Origin of the sequence: Nocardiopsis endophytica (assembly GCF_027706725.1) — a bacterium.
Taxonomy (GTDB): domain Bacteria; phylum Actinomycetota; class Actinomycetes; order Streptosporangiales; family Streptosporangiaceae; genus Nocardiopsis_A; species Nocardiopsis_A endophytica.
On record NZ_JAQFWQ010000021.1, the window covers coordinates 39,697 to 56,619 of the forward strand.

General features: G+C 75.2%; 14 protein-coding genes. 5 read left to right on the top strand and 9 right to left on the bottom strand.

The annotated features are described in order from the left end of the window. Positions 1-71: 71 nt before the first annotated feature. On the bottom strand, positions 72-587 hold the full coding sequence (locus O4J56_RS09775; protein ID WP_270685325.1) for a hypothetical protein: 516 nt from the start codon (positions 585-587) through the stop codon (positions 72-74). 97 nt (positions 588-684) lie between these two features. Here O4J56_RS09775 and O4J56_RS09780 point away from each other — a divergent pair, with 97 nt between their 5' ends. Both O4J56_RS09780 and O4J56_RS09785 read left to right on the top strand, forming a co-directional pair. Then, a complete protein-coding gene (locus O4J56_RS09780) occupies positions 685-1,338 on the top strand; it encodes a class I SAM-dependent methyltransferase (protein WP_270685328.1) in 654 nt (217 codons plus the stop codon). A 444-nt stretch (positions 1,339-1,782) separates the two neighbouring features. Further along, entirely contained in the window at positions 1,783-3,162 is a 1,380-nt protein-coding gene (locus O4J56_RS09785) for a hypothetical protein (protein WP_270685330.1), read from the top strand. 197 nt (positions 3,163-3,359) lie between these two features. Here the strand turns inward: O4J56_RS09785 and O4J56_RS09790 are convergent, their stop codons facing one another. The 5 genes from O4J56_RS09790 to O4J56_RS09810 form a co-directional block, all read right to left on the bottom strand. Next, positions 3,360-3,857 carry a hypothetical protein gene (locus tag O4J56_RS09790; protein WP_270685331.1) on the bottom strand — a complete coding sequence of 166 codons (498 nt, stop codon included), beginning with the start codon at positions 3,855-3,857 and terminating at the stop codon, positions 3,360-3,362. 325 nt (positions 3,858-4,182) lie between these two features. Continuing rightward, a complete protein-coding gene (locus tag O4J56_RS09795; RefSeq protein WP_270685332.1) occupies positions 4,183-7,452 on the bottom strand; it encodes a serine/threonine-protein kinase in 3,270 nt (1,089 codons plus the stop codon). A 365-nt stretch (positions 7,453-7,817) separates the two neighbouring features. After that, complete coding sequence (locus O4J56_RS09800) at positions 7,818-8,549, bottom strand: cupin domain-containing protein (RefSeq protein WP_270685333.1); 732 nt, start codon at positions 8,547-8,549, stop codon at positions 7,818-7,820. Then, the gene (locus tag O4J56_RS09805; protein ID WP_270685335.1) at positions 8,546-9,451 is read right to left on the bottom strand and encodes a DUF6807 domain-containing protein; all 906 of its coding nucleotides are present in this window, start codon (positions 9,449-9,451) and stop codon (positions 8,546-8,548) included. Before O4J56_RS09805 ends, O4J56_RS09800 begins: the two co-directional genes overlap by 4 nt. Next, on the bottom strand, positions 9,444-10,568 hold the full coding sequence (locus O4J56_RS09810) for a Gfo/Idh/MocA family protein (protein WP_270685336.1): 1,125 nt from the start codon (positions 10,566-10,568) through the stop codon (positions 9,444-9,446). The genes O4J56_RS09805 and O4J56_RS09810 overlap by 8 nt, the downstream gene beginning before the upstream one ends. A 157-nt stretch (positions 10,569-10,725) precedes the next feature. On the opposite strand from O4J56_RS09810, the gene O4J56_RS09815 reads away from it, so the two are divergent. Next, a complete protein-coding gene (locus O4J56_RS09815; protein WP_270685337.1) occupies positions 10,726-11,718 on the top strand; it encodes a LacI family DNA-binding transcriptional regulator in 993 nt (330 codons plus the stop codon). A gap of 250 nt (positions 11,719-11,968) precedes the next feature. Here O4J56_RS09815 and O4J56_RS09820 read toward each other — a convergent pair whose 3' ends face one another. Next, complete coding sequence (locus O4J56_RS09820) at positions 11,969-12,853, bottom strand: SAM-dependent methyltransferase (RefSeq protein WP_270685339.1); 885 nt, start codon at positions 12,851-12,853, stop codon at positions 11,969-11,971. Between the two features lie 158 nt (positions 12,854-13,011). Beyond that, positions 13,012-13,617, bottom strand: coding sequence for a TetR/AcrR family transcriptional regulator (locus O4J56_RS09825; RefSeq protein WP_270685340.1), 606 nt, complete (start codon positions 13,615-13,617; stop codon positions 13,012-13,014). A 428-nt stretch (positions 13,618-14,045) separates the two neighbouring features. On the opposite strand from O4J56_RS09825, the gene O4J56_RS09830 reads away from it, so the two are divergent. Together O4J56_RS09830 and O4J56_RS09835 are read left to right on the top strand one after the other, a co-directional pair. Then, the gene (locus tag O4J56_RS09830; RefSeq protein WP_270685341.1) at positions 14,046-14,648 is read left to right on the top strand and encodes a hypothetical protein; all 603 of its coding nucleotides are present in this window, start codon (positions 14,046-14,048) and stop codon (positions 14,646-14,648) included. Between the two features lie 79 nt (positions 14,649-14,727). Then, the gene (locus tag O4J56_RS09835; RefSeq protein ID WP_270685343.1) at positions 14,728-15,594 is read left to right on the top strand and encodes a hypothetical protein; all 867 of its coding nucleotides are present in this window, start codon (positions 14,728-14,730) and stop codon (positions 15,592-15,594) included. An 11-nt stretch (positions 15,595-15,605) separates the two neighbouring features. On the opposite strand, the gene O4J56_RS09840 is transcribed toward O4J56_RS09835, so the two are convergent. Further along, complete coding sequence (locus O4J56_RS09840; protein WP_270685344.1) at positions 15,606-16,865, bottom strand: cytochrome P450; 1,260 nt, start codon at positions 16,863-16,865, stop codon at positions 15,606-15,608. Between the last annotated feature and the right edge of the window lie 58 nt (positions 16,866-16,923).

Genomic DNA, 16,923 nt, shown 5'->3' on the forward strand with positions numbered 1-16,923 from the left:
CAAGAGAAGAGTCCGCAGGTCCTCCTTACCGGGCTATCGAGCGTCGAGCGGAGTCCACCGCGCGGGCCCCATCATCGCGGTGCGGGCGGCTGGGTGGCGTGGGCGCGTAGCTCTCCGTCATCGTCTGAGGGCCGCCGCCATCGGATGATCACGTCGCGGCTCCCGCCCATGGTGGGTACGAACCGGAACGTCATCGTCTCCCGCGGCCCCAGGGCCTCCCTCGACTCCCCGTGCACGCATTCGCCCTCGACGCTGACATCCAGGGCCGTGCCGGTGTCGTCGTCGTGGACCAGCCGGTAGCGGGATCCCTGGTCGTGCTCGATGCGCCACGGCACCACGTAGCGGTCCGCCTCCTCCTGCGCGAGCCGGGCCATGGTCTCATCGGCCCGGGCGGTGCGCCGGGCCGCTTCGGCGGAGACGTCCGCGGCCTGGGCCGCCCGGGCCGCGTGCTTCGCGGAGGCCTCGGCGGCCCGCCGCGATCCGCCGGCGCTGGCCGCGTTCCACCAGCTGATCGCGAGCGCGGCGAGCGCCACGGCGGCGGCGACGGCCGCCGCGACGTCGCCGACATCGATCGGAGCGAGCCGCATGCAGGAAACGTAGCCGGACACCCGCCCTCGGGGCATGTGCCGTTCGGGCCGGAAAACCAGTGGCACCGGTCCCGGTGCGGCGGCGATGCTCCCCTGCATGGAACGACACGATCCGCCGCTTCCCCCTGATCCCAAGGACGTCGTGCGGCACGGCTACAACGCCGTCTCGATGCTCTACCGCCGCGCGGACGAGGACCACGTCTACGCCGACTGGATCGCCGACCTCGACGCCCGCCTTCCACGCCGCGCGACCGTGTTGGACCTGGGCTGCGGCTGCGGGGTCCCCGTCGCCCGCGCGCTGGACAGGGCCGGGCACGCGGTCACCGGGGTCGACATCAGCGACGTCCAGATCGACCGCGCCCGCAGCCTGGTCCCCGGCGCCTACTTCATCCGGGCGGACGCGGCGCGGGTCGCCTTCCCCGACCGCGGATTCGACGCGGTCGTCTGCCTCTACTCGCTCATCCACATGCCGCTGCGGGACCAGCGGCGCCTCCTCCTCCGCATCGCCCGCTGGCTGCGGCCGGGAGGGCGCCTGCTCGCCACCGTCGGCCAACAGGCCTGGACGGGCACCGAGGACGGCTGGCTCGGCGGCCCCGCGCCCATGTGGTGGAGCCACGCCGACTCCGACACCTACGCCGAATGGATCGCCGAGGCGGGGTTGACGGTGACGGACCGGCGAATCGTCCCCGAAGGGGAATCGGCGCACGCTCTGTTCTGGGCGCGCAGCCCCCTCGGCGACGGTTTCGTGTGAGGCGCGGATCCGGGGGCCGGGGAGAGGGCGCGGGGACAGGCCATCGGGGCCCGTGATCGCCGGGGCCGTGCGTCGGCGGTGTACGTTCCCACCTGCGAATTTCCATCTGGGTCGAAGCGAGTTGAGGCGCGGTCGCGCGGCCGGTGAGAATTCGCTGTTCAGGGACGCCGTGACGCCCCTACCCCCATCACGATGAGAGAAGGCCACGTGCACCCGACCGGTCCACACCAGCCGCCGGGGCCGCCGTCCGGGCCGCAGCCCGGCCAGCGCGGCCAGCAGCCACCGCCAGGAGATCCGCCCCCGCCGCCTCAACCGTCCCCCGAGCAGTCGCCTCCGAACCCTTCTCCCGGTCACGCGCCGCCGCCCGGGGCCGGACCCGGAGCGCCGCCGGGGCCTCCGCCCGGCGGCCCCCATCCGCCGCCCGGCCCACCCGGTCCACCAGGCGTGCCCGGCCCCGGCGGGCCTGCGCAGGGCGGCCCGTACGGCCCTCCGCACGACGGCGCTCCCTACGGCGGCCCCCAGGGATCCGCGGCGGGCGGCCCGCCCCCAGGTGCGCCCGGCGGCCCCGGTGGCCCGCCGCCCGGCCCTCCCGGCGGCCCACCGCACGGCGGCCCGAAAAAGAAGAAGGGGTCCGGCGGGCTCATCGTCACGCTGATCGCCGTCCCGCTGGTCCTCGTGCTGGTCGGCGGCGCCGCCGGGGTCTGGTTCTTCACCGATATCCCCTTCCGGATGGGCATCCCCGGCGCCGTACCCCGCGGTGGCGGCGGCACCTTGGAAGGCCCCAGGAGCGTCGCCGACTTCGGTGTCTCCCCCGACTGGAACGGCGGGGACTACACCCTGTCGTCAATGGAGAGCAGCGAGGCCGCCGACCTTCGCACGCCCGGGGACGCCCATGAGTTCCTGGACGGCGACCTCACGGTGGAGGTCCAAGCGGTCGAGCCCCTCGCGCTGGACTCCTCGGCCGTCACTCCGGACATGTACGCCACTCACCCGGGACTGGAGGACGGATTCACCGCCTATGCCCTCACGTTCAAGCTCTCCAACACCACCGACCGGGAGCTCGACCTGATCCACATGTCGGACAAGGCGGGAGCGGGCGATCTGATGACCGAGATCCCGCTTCTGGACGAGTCCTCGGACCTGTGGCCGACCAGTCTCGATCCCGGTTCGTCGGCCGAGATCCGGCGCACCTACGCGGTGCCCACCGCCTACGACTACGAGGCCGCCGTCCTCGAAGTACGCGGCCCCGGGACCGGTCCGGGACCGGACGACTTCCGCAACGACGAGGAGTTCCCTGGCTTCTACGGCTACTGGCTCCTCACTTTGACCTCGGACACCGTCACGGGCCCACTGGGCGACGACGTTCCCGGACGCGAGGCGAACGGCGCCGACGACATCGACGGGCTGATCGAGGCCACCGATGTCTGGCGGGCCGTGTCCCCGAGCGGACGCATGCTCGCCCTGCACGGGACGCCCCTGGTGATGGGAATCGGCACCCCCACCTGGAACAACGACGCCAGCACGGATGACACCGACGCGTTCGTGGTCGACTACAAGGTCGAGAGCCCCTACAAGGCCCGGTCCTGGGAGTTCGCCGAAGCCGGGTTCCGCGTCTTCTACGGCGACGACATGAAGGAGGCCGACCTCTTCACCCCGGACGACGCCCCTCCCGCCCCCCAGCGGATCACTGCGGGCCAGGAGTGGGACGGCATGGTCGGCTTCGAGACGCCCAAGGGGTTCGAGGGGCCCGCCATCGTCGAGGTCACCGGCCCCGGAACGGTGAACGGCGAGCAGCCGGTCAGGTACTGGTACGTGGAGGTCTGACGCGGAATCGGACGGCCGTTGCGGGGCGCGCGCCCCGCAACGCCCGCCCCCGCGTCGTTGATCTCGGGAAATGCGCCCCTAAAAGCGGCCCGGAAGCGTCGTTTCTCCCGAGATCAACGCCGAGTGCACCCGCCTATCGCGCGTCACTGCGCGCCGCCGCGCGCCGGGACCCCTGGGGCCCGGCGCGCGGCGGGGCCTCACCACCAATAGGTGCCGTTGCCGCCGCTGACGCAGCCGTCGCCCGGGTTCACCACGATGCAGGCGCGGAAAGCGCGCGCCGAGGAGGACGACGTCGGGTAGCCGCGCGTGTAGATGCGCGCCCCGACCCGCCAGGCGTTGTACAGGTCCCACCTCCGGTCGCCGTTGTTGTCGACCTCGAACCGGATCCAGTGGTTCCCGTTGGCGTTGAGCGCGCGGCCCCACCCGTACTGGGTGCCGTTGTAGGTGCCGAACCGGATCTGGGCCGTTCCCCGGCTGAAGCTGTAGGCCAGCGACGTCCGCGGGTTGGGCACGACCGCCGGGTCGTAGAGCCAGGCCTGCTGGGCGGAGGCGCCCTCGCCGGAGCGGGCCCCGCTCCGCTCGTCGGGGCCCTCGGCCGCGGCGGGCGGGGCGAGCAGGGCGAGCGCGGCAGCGGCGGCCGTGGTGACGGCGGCGGTGCGGCGCAGGGCGCGGGGTCGGCGGTTCCTCGTGTGCATGGGGTGATCCGCTCCTTTGCGTGCGCGGCCGGGGGCACCCGGCCGCGGTGGGGGAGGGCGGCCGCTCAGAGCGGGTCGCGGTCACCGAGGACATCGGAACCCTACGCAATGCGTCCGGTTGATCACAATAGGTTGTCGAAAGGGGGATTGCAGCGCCGGGTAACCGGAGCGTGTCGCCATCGCACCTGGTCAGAGGTGATTCATTGGATCACCGGTCGAACGGCTCGATCGCCGAGGGCATGCGGGCCGGGGCCGGGGGCGGGCCGCTCCGGGCGACGGCGGCGGACCGGAACTCCGGCGGTAGGCGCCGCACCCCGTCACCGGGTCAGCTCCGTGGGTCCTGTGGGGTCTGTGGGCCCTGCGTGGGCCGGGGCGCCACCTCTGTCGCCGCCTCGTCGGACGGGGAGGGCGCGTTCCCCTCCGGCCGTCCACCGGTCGGCGGCGCCACCTGTGTGGGCCCCTCCGCGCCCGTGGGCGGTGCCGCGCGGGTCTCCTCCACACGGGTCCCTTCCAGGCGCGTCGGCGCCACGCCGCCGGGCAGGGGGCCACCGGTCGCGGCACCGGGGGCGCCAGGGGGCGCCACCCGGGTCGGCGGCACTCCCTGAGGCGGTCCACCGGGAGTCGGCGGCCCACCGTGCGTCGGCGGTCCTGCGAAGGGTCCCGTGTACGCGGGCGGGCCGACGCGGGTCGGGGGCGGGCCGTAGGCGGCGCCCATCGGCGGCGGCCCGGAGGGCGGCCCCGCGGGCGCCCCCGCCGTCGGGCCCATGGGGTGTCCCGCGAAGCCCGCCGGCGGCCCCGCCGGGTGGCCGACCGGCCCCGCCGGGACCGGCCCGGTCCCGTGCCAGGTGTGCGGCGGGTGGCCGCCCTGAGGGTGGGGCGCCGCGTACCCGCCGGGGCGGGCCCGGCGATGGCGCAGGCGCTCGCTGAGCCAGGTCCCCGCGACATAGACGACGGGGAACAGCACCAGCATCGACGTCCACGCCCCGCCCTCGGGGTCGGTGGAGACGAGGTGCCCGGTCAGGGACCCGGCCCACGGGAAGGCGGGCATGTCCTCAAGGGGGAGCGCCTCGGGCAGGACCAGTACCGCCGCCGTGGCGCCGATCCAGAGCAGGTGGCCGCCGGTCCACCGCCATAGCGCGTAGGCGAGCCCGGCCACCGCCGCCGCGGCGAACGGCAGCAGCGTGAACAGCGCCATGGCGTCCGGCATGCGGAACTCGGACGGGCGGGCGTCGCCCACGGCCACCGACCACCCGGCGACGAGCAGGTAGAGCGACCACGTCCCCAGCCACACGAGCGCGGTCAGACCGGCCACGGCCGCGGCGGTGCGCACGCCAGGGCGGGCGTTGGGCAGGAGCGGGACCGGGACGGTCCAGGGGCGTGAGGCCGCCAGGGCCACCAGGGTCCAGATGAAGAGGGCCAGCGCGGCCGCCCCGCCCAGGAGGACCACGGCGCCCAGGGCGGTGGGGAAGGCGCCCGCCTCGTCGGCCGCCGCGACCAGCGGCTCGGATACCACGGGCGGCGGCGGTACCGGGAACCCGTCCAGGAACACCGTGGCGATGTGCACCAGGGTCACAAGGGCGGTCCCGAAGAAGAACGCGCCCAGCCGCCGCCAGGGCGGAGCCAGGGCGACCACCAGGGCGGCAGCGGCGGCCACCGTCCAGACCTGCAGCTGGAGGGAGAAGGCCCCGCCGAACGCCGTCTCCGCCTCCACGGGGGGCGCGGCGGCGGGCTCGTCCGCGGTGAGGCCGTGCACAACGGCCTGCAGGGCCAGCATCAGCCACCAGAAGACCAGCACCTGGAGGAACGCCCGCACGGCACCGCTGCGCAGGCGCTCGCGCAGCACCGGACGCGGGTCGGCGCGGCGGCGCCATTCGGCGCCCGCGGTGCGGCGCGCGGCCGGGGCCAGCAGCCGGACCGCGACCAGCAGCGCCAGCCCCTCGTCGCTGCCGGGGTCGGCGGCCGCCGCCTCGGCCAGCAGCCCCCTCCACCACGGCAGGACCAGGCCGGACCAGCCGCGCAGCGCCTCGCGGCGCACATCGGCCCGCAGGTCCGCGGGGGCGTCGGCCCGTGCGGAGTCGTCGATGGCGCACACGGCCAGGGCCACGGCGCGGTTGCGCTCGGCCGGTCCGGCGGCCATGCCCAGGGCGTCGGCCTTGAGCAGCGCGCGGTCGATGACGGCGCGGGCCCGCAGGCCGACGTTCTCCAGGCGGGCGCAGCGCCGCCCGCACCCGTCGTGGCCGCACCGGTGGGCGGCGGTGATCAGGGAGATCTCATTGATGACGATCTCGGCGAGCCGCCCGTGGCCCTCCGGCCCTCCGGCGGCCAGGGCGCGCAGGCCCTCGATGCTCGCGTCGCGGCCCCGGTGGACGGGGCCCTCGTCGGGGCGGAAGGCGGCGGCGAACGCAGTGGCGGCGACGGCGGCCTGCTCGGCGCTGAGGATGCCGGTGAGGTGGTCGCGGTCGTAGGCGGTGTCGCCGGTCTCCTCCAGCCACGCCCGCAGCCGGGCCGCCCCGTCGCGGCGCAGCCAGTCCTCGGCGCGGTCGGGGTGCCGGACGAACAGGGCGGCCAGGTCGGCGGGGGCGTGCACGGCCTCGCCGGCGAAGGAGATGGGGCGGATGCCGCCCGTGGTGCGCAGCGGGGAGCTGGGCAGGTGGGCGGAATCGTCGGCGACCGGGACCGACCAGTCGGCGTCGATGACCCGGGTGGCCAGCCGGGTGGCGTGCTCCCGGGCGCCGTCCTCACCGTCCCCGTCGCCGGGGACGCGCTCCTCGCCGGTGACGGCGGCCAGCACGGCGAGCGCGCCGGGGCGCGCGGACGGGTCCCGGCTCAGCGCGGCGGCCACCGGCCCGGCGAGTACGTCCGGCAGCTCGTCGGCCGCGCCGTCGGGCTCCTCGTTCACGGTGCGGTAGCGCAGTACCTCGACCGGCCCCGCCCCGTAGGGCGGGCGGCCGCTCGCGGCATAGGCGACCAGTTCGCCCCAGCAGAACATGTCGGACTCGGGCCCGGCGCGCTCGCCGTCGTACCGCTCGGGGCTGATCCAGCCCGGGGTGCCCACGACCATGTCGGTGTGGGTCATGGAGGACTCGTCGAGGGCCTGGGCGATGCCGAAGTCGAGGACCTTGGGCCCGTCCGGGGCGAGGATGATGTTGTCCGGCTTGAGGTCGCGGTGGACGATGCCCTCGCGGTGGATCGCGGCCAGCGCCTCGGCCAGTCCGGCGGCGAACGCGACCAGGGCGCCGCCGGCCAGCGGGCCGTGCTCGGCCAGGTAGGTGCGCAGCGTGGGGCCGGAGACGTAGGAGACGGCGAGCCAGGGCGTCGCGGCGTCGGTGTCGGCGTCCAGCAGCGGAGCGACGCAGCGGCCGCGGACCCGCCGGGCGAGGGCGACCTCGCGCGCGAAGCGGGAGCGGTAGCCGGGGTCGGCCGCGTACTCGGCCCGCACCGTCTTGACGGCGGCCGGGAGCCCGGAGCGGTCGCGGCCCATGTAGACGACGCCCATGCCGCCCGCGCCGAGCCGCCCCATGAGGCGGAAGGCCCCGATCGCGGCGGGGTCGTCGGCCTTCAGCGGCGCGATTCGTGCGGGGGGTGCGTCGGGCATGCGCCGGTCTTCCTTGTTCGGGGGGCTTCACCTCCGGTTATACCGAACGGCGAAGACCGAGCCGAATCGGGCGATTCGGGCGCGAGGCCGCACCGCCGCGGCGGTGTCGATCGGTTGTTGCAACGAGGAGGTCGTTGAGGGCCCCGGCCGGAGTGCGGTCGCGGCCCAGGCGCTCGGCGATCCGGGCGTCGGTCTCCCCCCTGTTCGAGCAGGATCGTGATCTCCTCGCGCCCTGTGATCGTCAGCCGCTTGCCCGGCACGTTGCACCGCTTTCGAAGGACAGTGTTGCAGCGCAAACGAGAACCCACCCGCGGAGCCGGACGCCTACAGAGCACGCACGCCACGGCGGAGGAAGGGGCCTGGCCCTATCCCTCGTCCCGCCTCGGACGCCATTTGTGCAGCCTCCCGCACATTCCGAAGTGGCGGGGTCCGGGCAGCGGCTCGGTGCGCACCACGGTCGCGTCCTCCATGAGCCCGGGGTCGCCCTCGGCGAGGGACGCCAACTGGCGCCGTGTCCGCTCGGCCTCGCGCTCCGCGCCCTCGTGCCAGATCCGCTCCCACTCGGCCACCCGGGGCCGCACCAGGTCCGCGGCCAGTCGGTGGAACCGGCGCAGCGCCTCCCCGCCCTCCCGGCGCACCGCAGCGCGCAGTTCCAGGTAGCCCTCCACGGCGAGGTCCCTGCGCGCCCTGGCGGTGGCGGCGCGCTCCTCCGCAGGGGTGTCCTGGGACAGCCGCGCCGCCGCGTCGTAGGCGTCGCGATCGGCCAGGATTCGGGCGGGGAACGTGAACACCGCGTCTCCGGCCTCGGGCAGCCCCGAGTTCTGCATGAGGACGACGATCTCCAGGCCGCCGGAGTTCACCAGCCGGTGCACGGTCCCCGGGGTGAACCACAGCAGGGTTCCGGGCTCCAAGGCGTCGACCCGCGCGCCCTCAGGGGTGAGCGTGTGCACCTCCCCGCGTCCCGCGACGACGACATAGGCCTCCGAGGAGGCGGTGTGCACGTGGGGCGTGCCCCCGTGCAGCCCGTCCTCCGCCTGCCAGTCGTAGACCTCCAGCATGCTGGCGGCGACCGCCCCGGGGAACGACGGCGTGCTCATGGCGCGTACTCCTCGGCGAGCCGATGGGCCTCCTCGGCGCCGCACTCCCGGTCGGCGACGACGATCCGGTGCCACAGCTCCAGGGTTCCTCCCGGCTCCAGCCACAGCGGCTCGTCGAAGGCGGGGGAGGGGCAGAACGCCGGGAAGGCCTCCGAGCGCGCGAACCAGGTGATCGGGACCGCCCCGCTCGTCGTCCCGGCGTAGGCGAGGACGGTGGCGCCGCCGTCGGTCTCGTCGTGGCGCCCGGCGAAGGCGATCCATTCCGAACGGGTCCCCATCACCGCGTCCCCGCGGTGCCCCGCCTCGCTGTACACCTTGCACCCGGTCCAGGCACGCGGCCCGCGCCAGAACAGGCCCGTGTAGCCGGCGGCCTTGCGGCCGTGCGTGGTGGGGCTGCCCAGTTCCAGCGCCGCGCCCCGGACGTTGGCCAGTGTCGTCGAGAAGTCCAGCGCCCACGTCCCGCGCTCCGGGTCCACGCCGTGGAAGCGGTGCGTGCGCACCTCCTCGATCCACCGCCGACCGGTCGCGGCGGTCCAGGACAGGTGCTCGGTGAACGCCGCCTCGCCCCCGCCCTCTCCGATCTCCTCGAACCGGTCGTGGGCGATGGTGCCGAGGTTGTCGAGCCACACGTAGCCCTGGCCGTGCACGTACGTCGGGCCGCCCCAGAAGTTCTGCCCCGACACGTGCGACCAGGTCATCTGCAGGCCCTTGTGCCAGCGGTGGTCCCAGGGGCGCACCGCCGTGACCGGGGCGCCGCCCAGGGTGCGCAGCGGGTGCAGGTAGGGCTTGGGCGCCTCCTCGGCCGGAGCGCCGGGGGCGAGTACGTAGCGGGCGATCTCGGTCCCCGCGGCGGTGACGGACAGGGCGTCGCCGTCCCGGGCGACCGTCGGCTGCTCAGACACCGTGGCGCACCTCCAGTGCGGAGGCGGCCGCGGCGGGGTCGCCTCCGTGCATCGCGTGGTAGAAAGCGCTTTCAGGGCCGACCTGCGAACGGCGGACCGTGCCGCCGCCCAGCGCCGACCAGTACATCCCGGCGATCAGCTCCAGGACCCGCCGCCCGTCCCGGCCGCTGGCGCGGGGCCGCTCCCCGCGCTCCATCGCGTCCAGCAGCGACTCCAGCTGCGCCCGGTGCGAGCTGGGCACGTCCTCCTCCGGCGGCCAGGGCGCGGGCGCCGCCCCTCCGGGCCGGGGCGCGGGCGTCCACCGCCAGTGCCCGTTGCCGTAGCCGTACAGGTGCTCCAGCTCCACCGTGGCGTGCTCGAAGTCGAAGCGCAGATAGCTCGTCTCCCGGGGGGAGAGCAGGCTGTTGACGACCGAGAGCGTCGCGCCGGACGCGCACCGGACGATCGCCATCGCCACGTCCTCGGTCCGGGTCGCCCGCGCCGAGGTGGACATCACCGCCGTCACCTCCGTCCAGTCCCCGAGCAGGGACAGCGCCAGGTCCATCTGGTGGATGCCGTGGCCCATGGTCGGGCCGCCGCCCTCGGTCTCCCACCGGCCGCGCCACGGCTTCTCGAAGTAGTCGGGGGAGCGGTACCAGAGCGTGTTGCACACCCCCACCAGGGGGCGGCCGAGGGTGCCGTCGGCGATGTGCCGCCGCAGGTGCTCGGCGCCCGAGCCGAACCGGTGCTGGAACACGTAGGCGGCGAACGGGCCGTCGGCGCCCTCGTGCCGCATCACCTCGTCGTACTCGGCGAGGGAGAGCGCGGGCGGCTTCTCGCACCACACCCAGGCGCCGGCGTCCAGGCTCGCGGCGGCCGCCTCCCGGTGCGCGGCGGGCGGGGTGCAGACCAGGACGATGTCGGGGGCCTCGGCGGCGAGCATGGCCTCCAGGGCGGCGTAGCGCCCGGGGACGCCCCACTCGGCGGCGGTGGCGGCCAGCAGCTCCTCGTCCGGCTCGACGAGGGCCACCGCCTCCACCCGGCCGGACAGCGAGGCGAGTGCGGGCAGGTGCCGTCCGCGGGCGATGGCGCCGCACCCGACGACGGCCGCGCGGATCGGTGGACGGGGTCGGGACACGGGGGCCTCCTCGGAGGGTCGGCCGAAAAAGGTGAACGTTCACCATCGAGTGTCGCCGCTACGATAGTGATCGTTCACAAAACCCGTCAAGGCGGGGTCCGCACCGGGATCGGGGGGCTCGATGGGCGCGTCCGGCGCACCGCACCGCAGGCCGACCATGAAGGAGGTGGCCCGCGCGGCCGGTGTCTCCCACCAGACCGTCTCGCGCCACCTGCGCTTCGCGGGGGAGGGGCTCAAGGCCTCCACCCGGGAGCGCGTGGACGCCGCGATCAGGGAGCTGGGCTACCGGCCCAACCTCATCGCGCGCTCGATGCGCACCCGCCGCACCGGGCGCCTGGCGATCCTGCTGCCCAGCGTGGGCGACGCCAGCCCGGGCCGGACGCTGGTCGGCGCCATCGGCGCCGCCCGCGCGGCCGGGTACGCGGTCGAGGTGCTCAGCGTGGAGGGCGGCGCGCGGGAGCGGGCCGGGCGCCTGGCCGACCTGGCCGGGTCCGGGCAGGTCGAGGGCGTCCTGTCGCTGGCCCCGGCCGAGCTCGGCGACGGCCCGCCGCCGGACGCGGAGGCGGCCGTGGTCGTCTCCGCGGGCTACGACGACCGCATGCGGGGCATCGGGGAGCTGGCCGACGGGTCGCCGGTGGCCGACCTGGTGGCGGGGCTCGCGGCCGGCGGCCACCGGCGGTTCCTGCACGTGGCGGGGGACCGGGGGTACGCCTCGGCGCGCGGGCGCAGGCGGGCCTACCTGGAGATCGTCGAGCGGCTGGGCCTGGAGTCGCACGGCGTGGCCGACGGCGACTGGTCGGCCGAGTCCGGGCGCGCGGCGGTGCTGGACCTGCCCGAGGACTCCGGCGTCACCGCCGTCATCGCGGGCAACGACGCGGTCGCCGCTGGCGCGGTGCGCGGAGCCCTGGAGCGCGGCTGGAGCGTGCCCGGCGACCTCAGCGTGACCGGCTGGGACGACGCCCCGGTGGCCGCCTACCTGTCCCCGGCCCTGACGACGGTGGCCGTCGACCTGGAGCGGCTCGGCACCCGCGCCATGGAGCGCCTGATCGCCGCGGTGCGCGGGACCGACCCCGAGGTGGAGGAGGACGAGCCGCTCAACCGGGTGGTCTGGCGCGAGTCGACCGGCCCCGCGCCGCGGCGCGGGGCCTGACGCGGGGCCGTTCCGCTTGGAGCGGTGTGACTTCCATCCGCCCGGGTCGGCCCGCTGGTGACGGCCCTGGGGCGCGCCGCCCCGTCTTCGCGGCATTGGGCCGTGACCTCCCTTCCGCTCGGAGGCCTCCGGCCGCCCGCCGAGGGCGGTCACGACCGGCGGAAGCCGCACCATCCGGCGGAACACCACCTGACGCGGGGCCGGTCGCCCCTGGGGAGGCGGCACCGGGGCCGGTGGCACCGAGGGGCGTTCAGGCCGTGAGGCGGGCCGTGCACAGCCAGCCGCGGGCGCTCCCGGGGCGGTCGGGGTCGAAGGCCGGGGGCGCGGGGCGGCCGAACCCCCGCGCCGCCTCGGCGACGTCCTCGACCTCGGGCGCCCACCCGTGCTCCGCGAGCCAGGGCCCCGGCTCTCCGGGGCCGCCCTGCCACAGCGCCACCAGTTCCGGGGCCACCTGTGCCCTCGCGGCCCGGAGGGCGTCGGTGTCCTCGGCGTGGTCGAAGGCCAGGAAGCCGCCGGGGGCGGAGTTCGCGGTGATGCGCTCCAGGAGCAGGTCCGCGCCCTCGGAGGGGAGCGCGTAGAGCAGTCCTTCGGCCAGCCACGCCGTCGGACGCCCGGGGTCGAAGCCCGCCCCCGCGAGGGCCTCCGGCCAGTCCTGTCTGAGGTCCGCCGAAACCTCGACGCACCTGCACCGCGGTGCGGCCCCCTGCTCGGTCAGGACGGTCCGCTTGAAGGTGAGGACGTCGGCGGAGTCCAGCTCGTACACGGTGGTCCCGGCGGGCCAGTCGAGGCGGTAGGCGCGGGTGTCCATGCCCGAGGCCAGGAGCACCACCTGGGTGCGCCCGTCCCGGGCGGCGGCCAGGAGGGCGTCGTCCAGGAAGCGTGTGCGGACGGCGACCTGGTCGGCGACGAGGCGGTGGAACGCGGTGAAGGGGGAGGACGCGCCGGAGGTGCGGTCGGCGGCCCACGGGGAGCCGCCGTCGGGCACCGCGGCGAGGAAGCGCTCGGCGAAGGGGTCGTCGAAGAGGCGGTCCGGGCGCCTGCTCTCCTGGGCGCGCAGGAGCGCCACGCCCAGGGCGGTCCCGCCGATCCCGGTGAGCGCCTGCGGAAGGTCGGGGGTCTCGGACGTGCGCGGCATGGGGTCTCCTCGTCTCCGGTCAGTAAAGAAAGCGAACGTTCGTTCTTTTTAAGGGGACCATGTGGGCCGCGCGGCGTCAAGAGGGAACGCGGCGTTCTCTGTCTGATCTCCGTCCGATCCCCGTCGGCGTGCTCCGGGGCGGCGCCCCCGCCGCCGGGTCAGCCCTGCGCGGCGGGGCCCGCCATCAGCGCGCGGACCCCGGCCCGGAACGCCCCCGGGTCGGGGTCGCCGTAGACGGCCCGCTGCACGAGGTAGCCGTCGACCAGGGCGAACAGGACGTCGGCGACCTGCGCGGCGGAGGCGCCGGGCGGCAGGGTCCCGCGTTCCCGGTGGCGTTCCACCAGGCCGGCGAGGACCTCCCGGGCGCCGTCGCGCACCTGCGCCAGGTGCTCGGCGAGCGCGGGGGAGCGGAGCGCCTCGGCCCAGATCTGCACGAGCAGCGCCGCCGACTCGCGGCTGCCGGACAGCGGCGGCCGGTCCGCCCGGAGGACGAGGTCCAGGATGCCGTCCAGGCCGGGGGGCTCCCCGTCGCCGTGCTCCGCGAACGCGGCCGACACCTCGGACAGGGCCTCGGCGGCGATCGCGGCGACGATGGCGTCCTTGCCGTCGAAGTAGCGGTAGACCGCCCCGGGGGACAGCCCCGCCTCGGCGAAGAGGTGCTGCATCGAGGTCGCGTGGAAGCCGTCCCTGGTGAAGCAGCGGCGGGCGGCGTCGAGGATCTGCCGTCGGCGCGCTTCCAGGTGCTCGGGAGAGGTGCGGGGCATGGGCCAATCGTAGGAGCGGCGCGGGGCGCGCGCGGCCGAGGCGCGGCCCGGTCGCCCCGGCCGCCGGCTCCCCCGGCCCAGGGGCGCGGACGCCGGGCGGTATCCGGATGTCCCTCGCGAACCGGAGGAGATCCGGAACGAGGTATTCGCCATGTATTCCGTATTTGTCGCAAAGCGCCCGGAACAATGGCCGAGATGGAAAGCGCGATGCCGTGCGCTGCGGAGAGTTCCAGTGAATGCGATCGCATCTACCAGGTGCGATGACCGGATGCGGCCACCGGGTGCAATCGGCCGCCGTCGGGCCATCGGCCATTCGCGGACAGCTGCCTACGATGGTTCCGGTCGGCTCGCCCCTCCGGACGGAAACGGTCGGCCCCTGAGTGTGAAAGAGGAAAGACGATGTGATCGAAAAGAGGTGTCGCGGGAACATGAAGGCGAATCGGTTCCTTCTCGTAGGTGCGGCCCTGGTGCTCGCCGTGGGCGCGACCGGGATGGCGGGCGGACCGGCCGCCGCGTCGTCCCCCTCCGACGGCTTCGCCTCGCCGGAGGAGGCCGTTCCGGGCGTCGCTCCCCCCGAGGCCGAGGACAGCGCCGTCTACCTGGACGGCGAAGGCCGTGAGATCCCCATGCCCGAGGGGCCCGAACCCTCGGAGACCGGCGACGGGGCCCAGACGAGGCAGTTCCCCTGCACGCCCGACAGCGGACGGGACAACCCCCACCGGTCCAGCACCGGCGTCGTGGTCTCCGGCCACGGGTGGTGGAACAAGGGGGACTGCAGCAATGACCGCGCCGACGTGTACAACTGCCTCTACGAGTGGTACACGGACAACAGCTGGCGGCAGAAGGCGTGCTCGTCCACCGAGCGGCTCAAGCCGGGCGGCGGCAGCGCCAACCGGACGGTGGCGCGCCACGACTGCGACAACACCGCCCGCACCTCCTGGCGCAACCACGTGGACGTCGACGTCGTCGACGAGTGGGACACCGGCGAATGGCCGCACCGGCAGGCCAACGTGGACTGCCGAGTGTTCTAGGGCTCCCGCCGGGTAGCGCTCCGAGGGCGGGGCCGCACGGACGACGCGGCGGCCGACAGGCGATCAGGGAGGCTCTGGCGTGCCGGACGACACCACGGCGGCGCGGCCGGGCACGGTGCCCGCCGGCCCGGAGACCGCGGGCACCATGTTCGCCGCCCTCTACGGAGAGCTGGCCTGGCACCCCTGGCACGGGCCGGAGGCCGAACAGGACGCTTACGCCCTGTTCCGCGACCGCTCGCTCGCCATGGGGTGGATGGACGACACGTCGGCCGGTGCCGTGGGCGGCCCCTCGGACCGCGCCCCGAGCGCACCCGGCCTGTGGGCCATGAACGACGCCGGATGGGAGCACCCCCTGGCGGCCCCCGGCGCCGGGCTCGTCTCCTGGTTCCAGGTCGAGGCGGGCCCGGTCGCCGCGGACCGGCCGCTCCCGGTGCAGCCGTTCCTGCGCTGCGCCGGGGACGCGACGGCCCGGGCCGGGAGGGCGGTCCTGTCGGCCGTCCAGGTCCTGCTGCCGGTGCAGGGGATCGACGCGTCGGCCCGGCCCGCCCGTGCCCGGGTCCCGGCGGCGGTGACGGCCGGATGGTTCGCCGCGCGCGCTCCGGGCTCCAGGGTGGAGGCCGAGGTCGTCGTCAGCGCCGGGCGGGACCGGTCGATCGTGGAGGCCGGAGGAGAGCTGGCCGAGCGCATCGGGAGGTTGGACCAGGACGTGTTCCTGTGCCGCTCCTCAGAGGCCGTCGGGCAGGAGGCCGTTCCCGCCCCGCCGTTCGACGACGGGTTCTGGAACGGACCGCCCCTCCACGGCATCGCCCTGCGGGGCGGGCTCGCCGAATGGTCGGTCGAGGCGGTCGGCTGGCTCGCCGAGGCCGTCGCGGACATCTCGGCCGGGCTCGGCGTGCGCACCCCGCTCCTGTTCACCGCGGTGCGGACCCCGGAGGCGCAGGGCTGAGCCCGCACCCCTCACGGGCCCGAGCCCGACCCCCTGCGCGGCCCGGAGGCGTCGATGACCGCGCCGTCCTTCGGGTGTGTGGGGATGCGGCCCAGCGGGATCGTCCAGTCCTGCGCCGGGGTCGTGTAGTCCAGCTCGGCGAGACGCCGGGACAGCGCGGTCAGGACCGACAGCACGACATCCTCACCCGGGCAGCGGTGCCCCTCGGCGACGTCGCCGCCTCCCTGAGGGATGAAAACGCCCTCCTCCACCGGCGGCCCGGTGAAGCGCGTCGGGTCGAAGATATAGGGCGCCTTCCACAGCTCCGGCGAGTGGTGCTGGCCGTAGATGTCCACCAGGACGAGCGCCCCGCCGGGGACGGGCTCGCCCTTCCACTCGGTGTCCGCGCGCACCGTGCCCCCGACGAACGGCGCGAAGGGGTAGAAGCGCCGGACCTCCTGGGCGAAGGAGCGCGCCTCCTCCTCGCCCTCCCGTACGCGGGCCTTCTGGTCCGGCCAGAGGGAGAAGGCGTGCGCGGCGAAGGCGACGAGCCAGCACGCGGCGGTGGTCGGGCGGACGATGTTCAGGATCTCTACCGCGGCGACGCGGGGGTGGAGCGGTTCACCGTCCTCACGGTGGCGGGCGACCGTGTCGACCACCGACCACTGGGGGACGCCGGCCGAGCCCGACCGCACCTCCTTGACCAGCCGCGCCAGCCGCCCCTCCCACGCCACGCGCGCGATCCTCGCCCGCCAGTGGCGTGGGCCCGGCGTCCCGAAACCGTCGACCAGGGCCACCATGTCGGAGGCCAGCCGGTCCGTATCGGCCGAGGAGAGGGGGATGCCCGCCCAGCGCGCGACGCCGGACGCGATGGCGTTCGCCGCCTCGCGGAACAGCACCACGGGAGACCGGTCGGCCCACGTCGCAGCGGCCTCGTCCCAGGCGGAGACGACCGACTCGGTCAAGGCCGCCACCGCCTCGGGCGGACGGGCGGTCGCGGAGAACAGCTCCTTGCGGGCGCGGTGCCGTTCCCCGTCCAGACCGTGGACGGACCCGTGGCCGAAGAGCGTGGACACGATCGGCTCGGGCGCCGTGCCCCTCCTGCGGACCTTTCCCTCGTCGTAGAGGAAGCGGACCGCCTCGGGGCCGCACATCCCCACGGCCTGCCGGCCGAAGAGCCGTGTGCGGGCCAGCGGCCCCGGCGCCTTCCGGCGCAGGTCCGGAAGCCAGGCATATCCCTTGACCAGCAGCATCGCAGTCTGGTCGAGAATGGGCGCGCGCTGAGCGGACATGGCCTCCGGCTACCCGCACGCCCTGCAGGGAAACGTCGCTCCCGGGCAGGCGGAGCGA

What these genes read in the sequence shown, in the direction of transcription:
- O4J56_RS09820 (WP_270685339.1), bottom strand. Translation starts at nt 12,853, where the DNA reads ATGCCGCGCACGTCCGAGACCCCCGACCTTCCGCAGGCGCTCACCGGG.
- O4J56_RS09780 (WP_270685328.1), top strand. Translation starts at nt 685, where the DNA reads ATGGAACGACACGATCCGCCGCTTCCCCCTGATCCCAAGGACGTCGTG.
- O4J56_RS09790 (WP_270685331.1), bottom strand. Translation starts at nt 3,857, where the DNA reads ATGCACACGAGGAACCGCCGACCCCGCGCCCTGCGCCGCACCGCCGCC.
- O4J56_RS09825 (WP_270685340.1), bottom strand. Translation starts at nt 13,617, where the DNA reads ATGCCCCGCACCTCTCCCGAGCACCTGGAAGCGCGCCGACGGCAGATC.
- O4J56_RS09795 (WP_270685332.1), bottom strand. Translation starts at nt 7,452, where the DNA reads ATGCCCGACGCACCCCCCGCACGAATCGCGCCGCTGAAGGCCGACGAC.
- O4J56_RS09830 (WP_270685341.1), top strand. Translation starts at nt 14,046, where the DNA reads ATGAAGGCGAATCGGTTCCTTCTCGTAGGTGCGGCCCTGGTGCTCGCC.
- O4J56_RS09775 (WP_270685325.1), bottom strand. Translation starts at nt 587, where the DNA reads ATGCGGCTCGCTCCGATCGATGTCGGCGACGTCGCGGCGGCCGTCGCC.
- O4J56_RS09840 (WP_270685344.1), bottom strand. Translation starts at nt 16,865, where the DNA reads ATGTCCGCTCAGCGCGCGCCCATTCTCGACCAGACTGCGATGCTGCTG.
- O4J56_RS09815 (WP_270685337.1), top strand. Translation starts at nt 10,726, where the DNA reads ATGAAGGAGGTGGCCCGCGCGGCCGGTGTCTCCCACCAGACCGTCTCG.
- O4J56_RS09800 (WP_270685333.1), bottom strand. Translation starts at nt 8,549, where the DNA reads ATGAGCACGCCGTCGTTCCCCGGGGCGGTCGCCGCCAGCATGCTGGAG.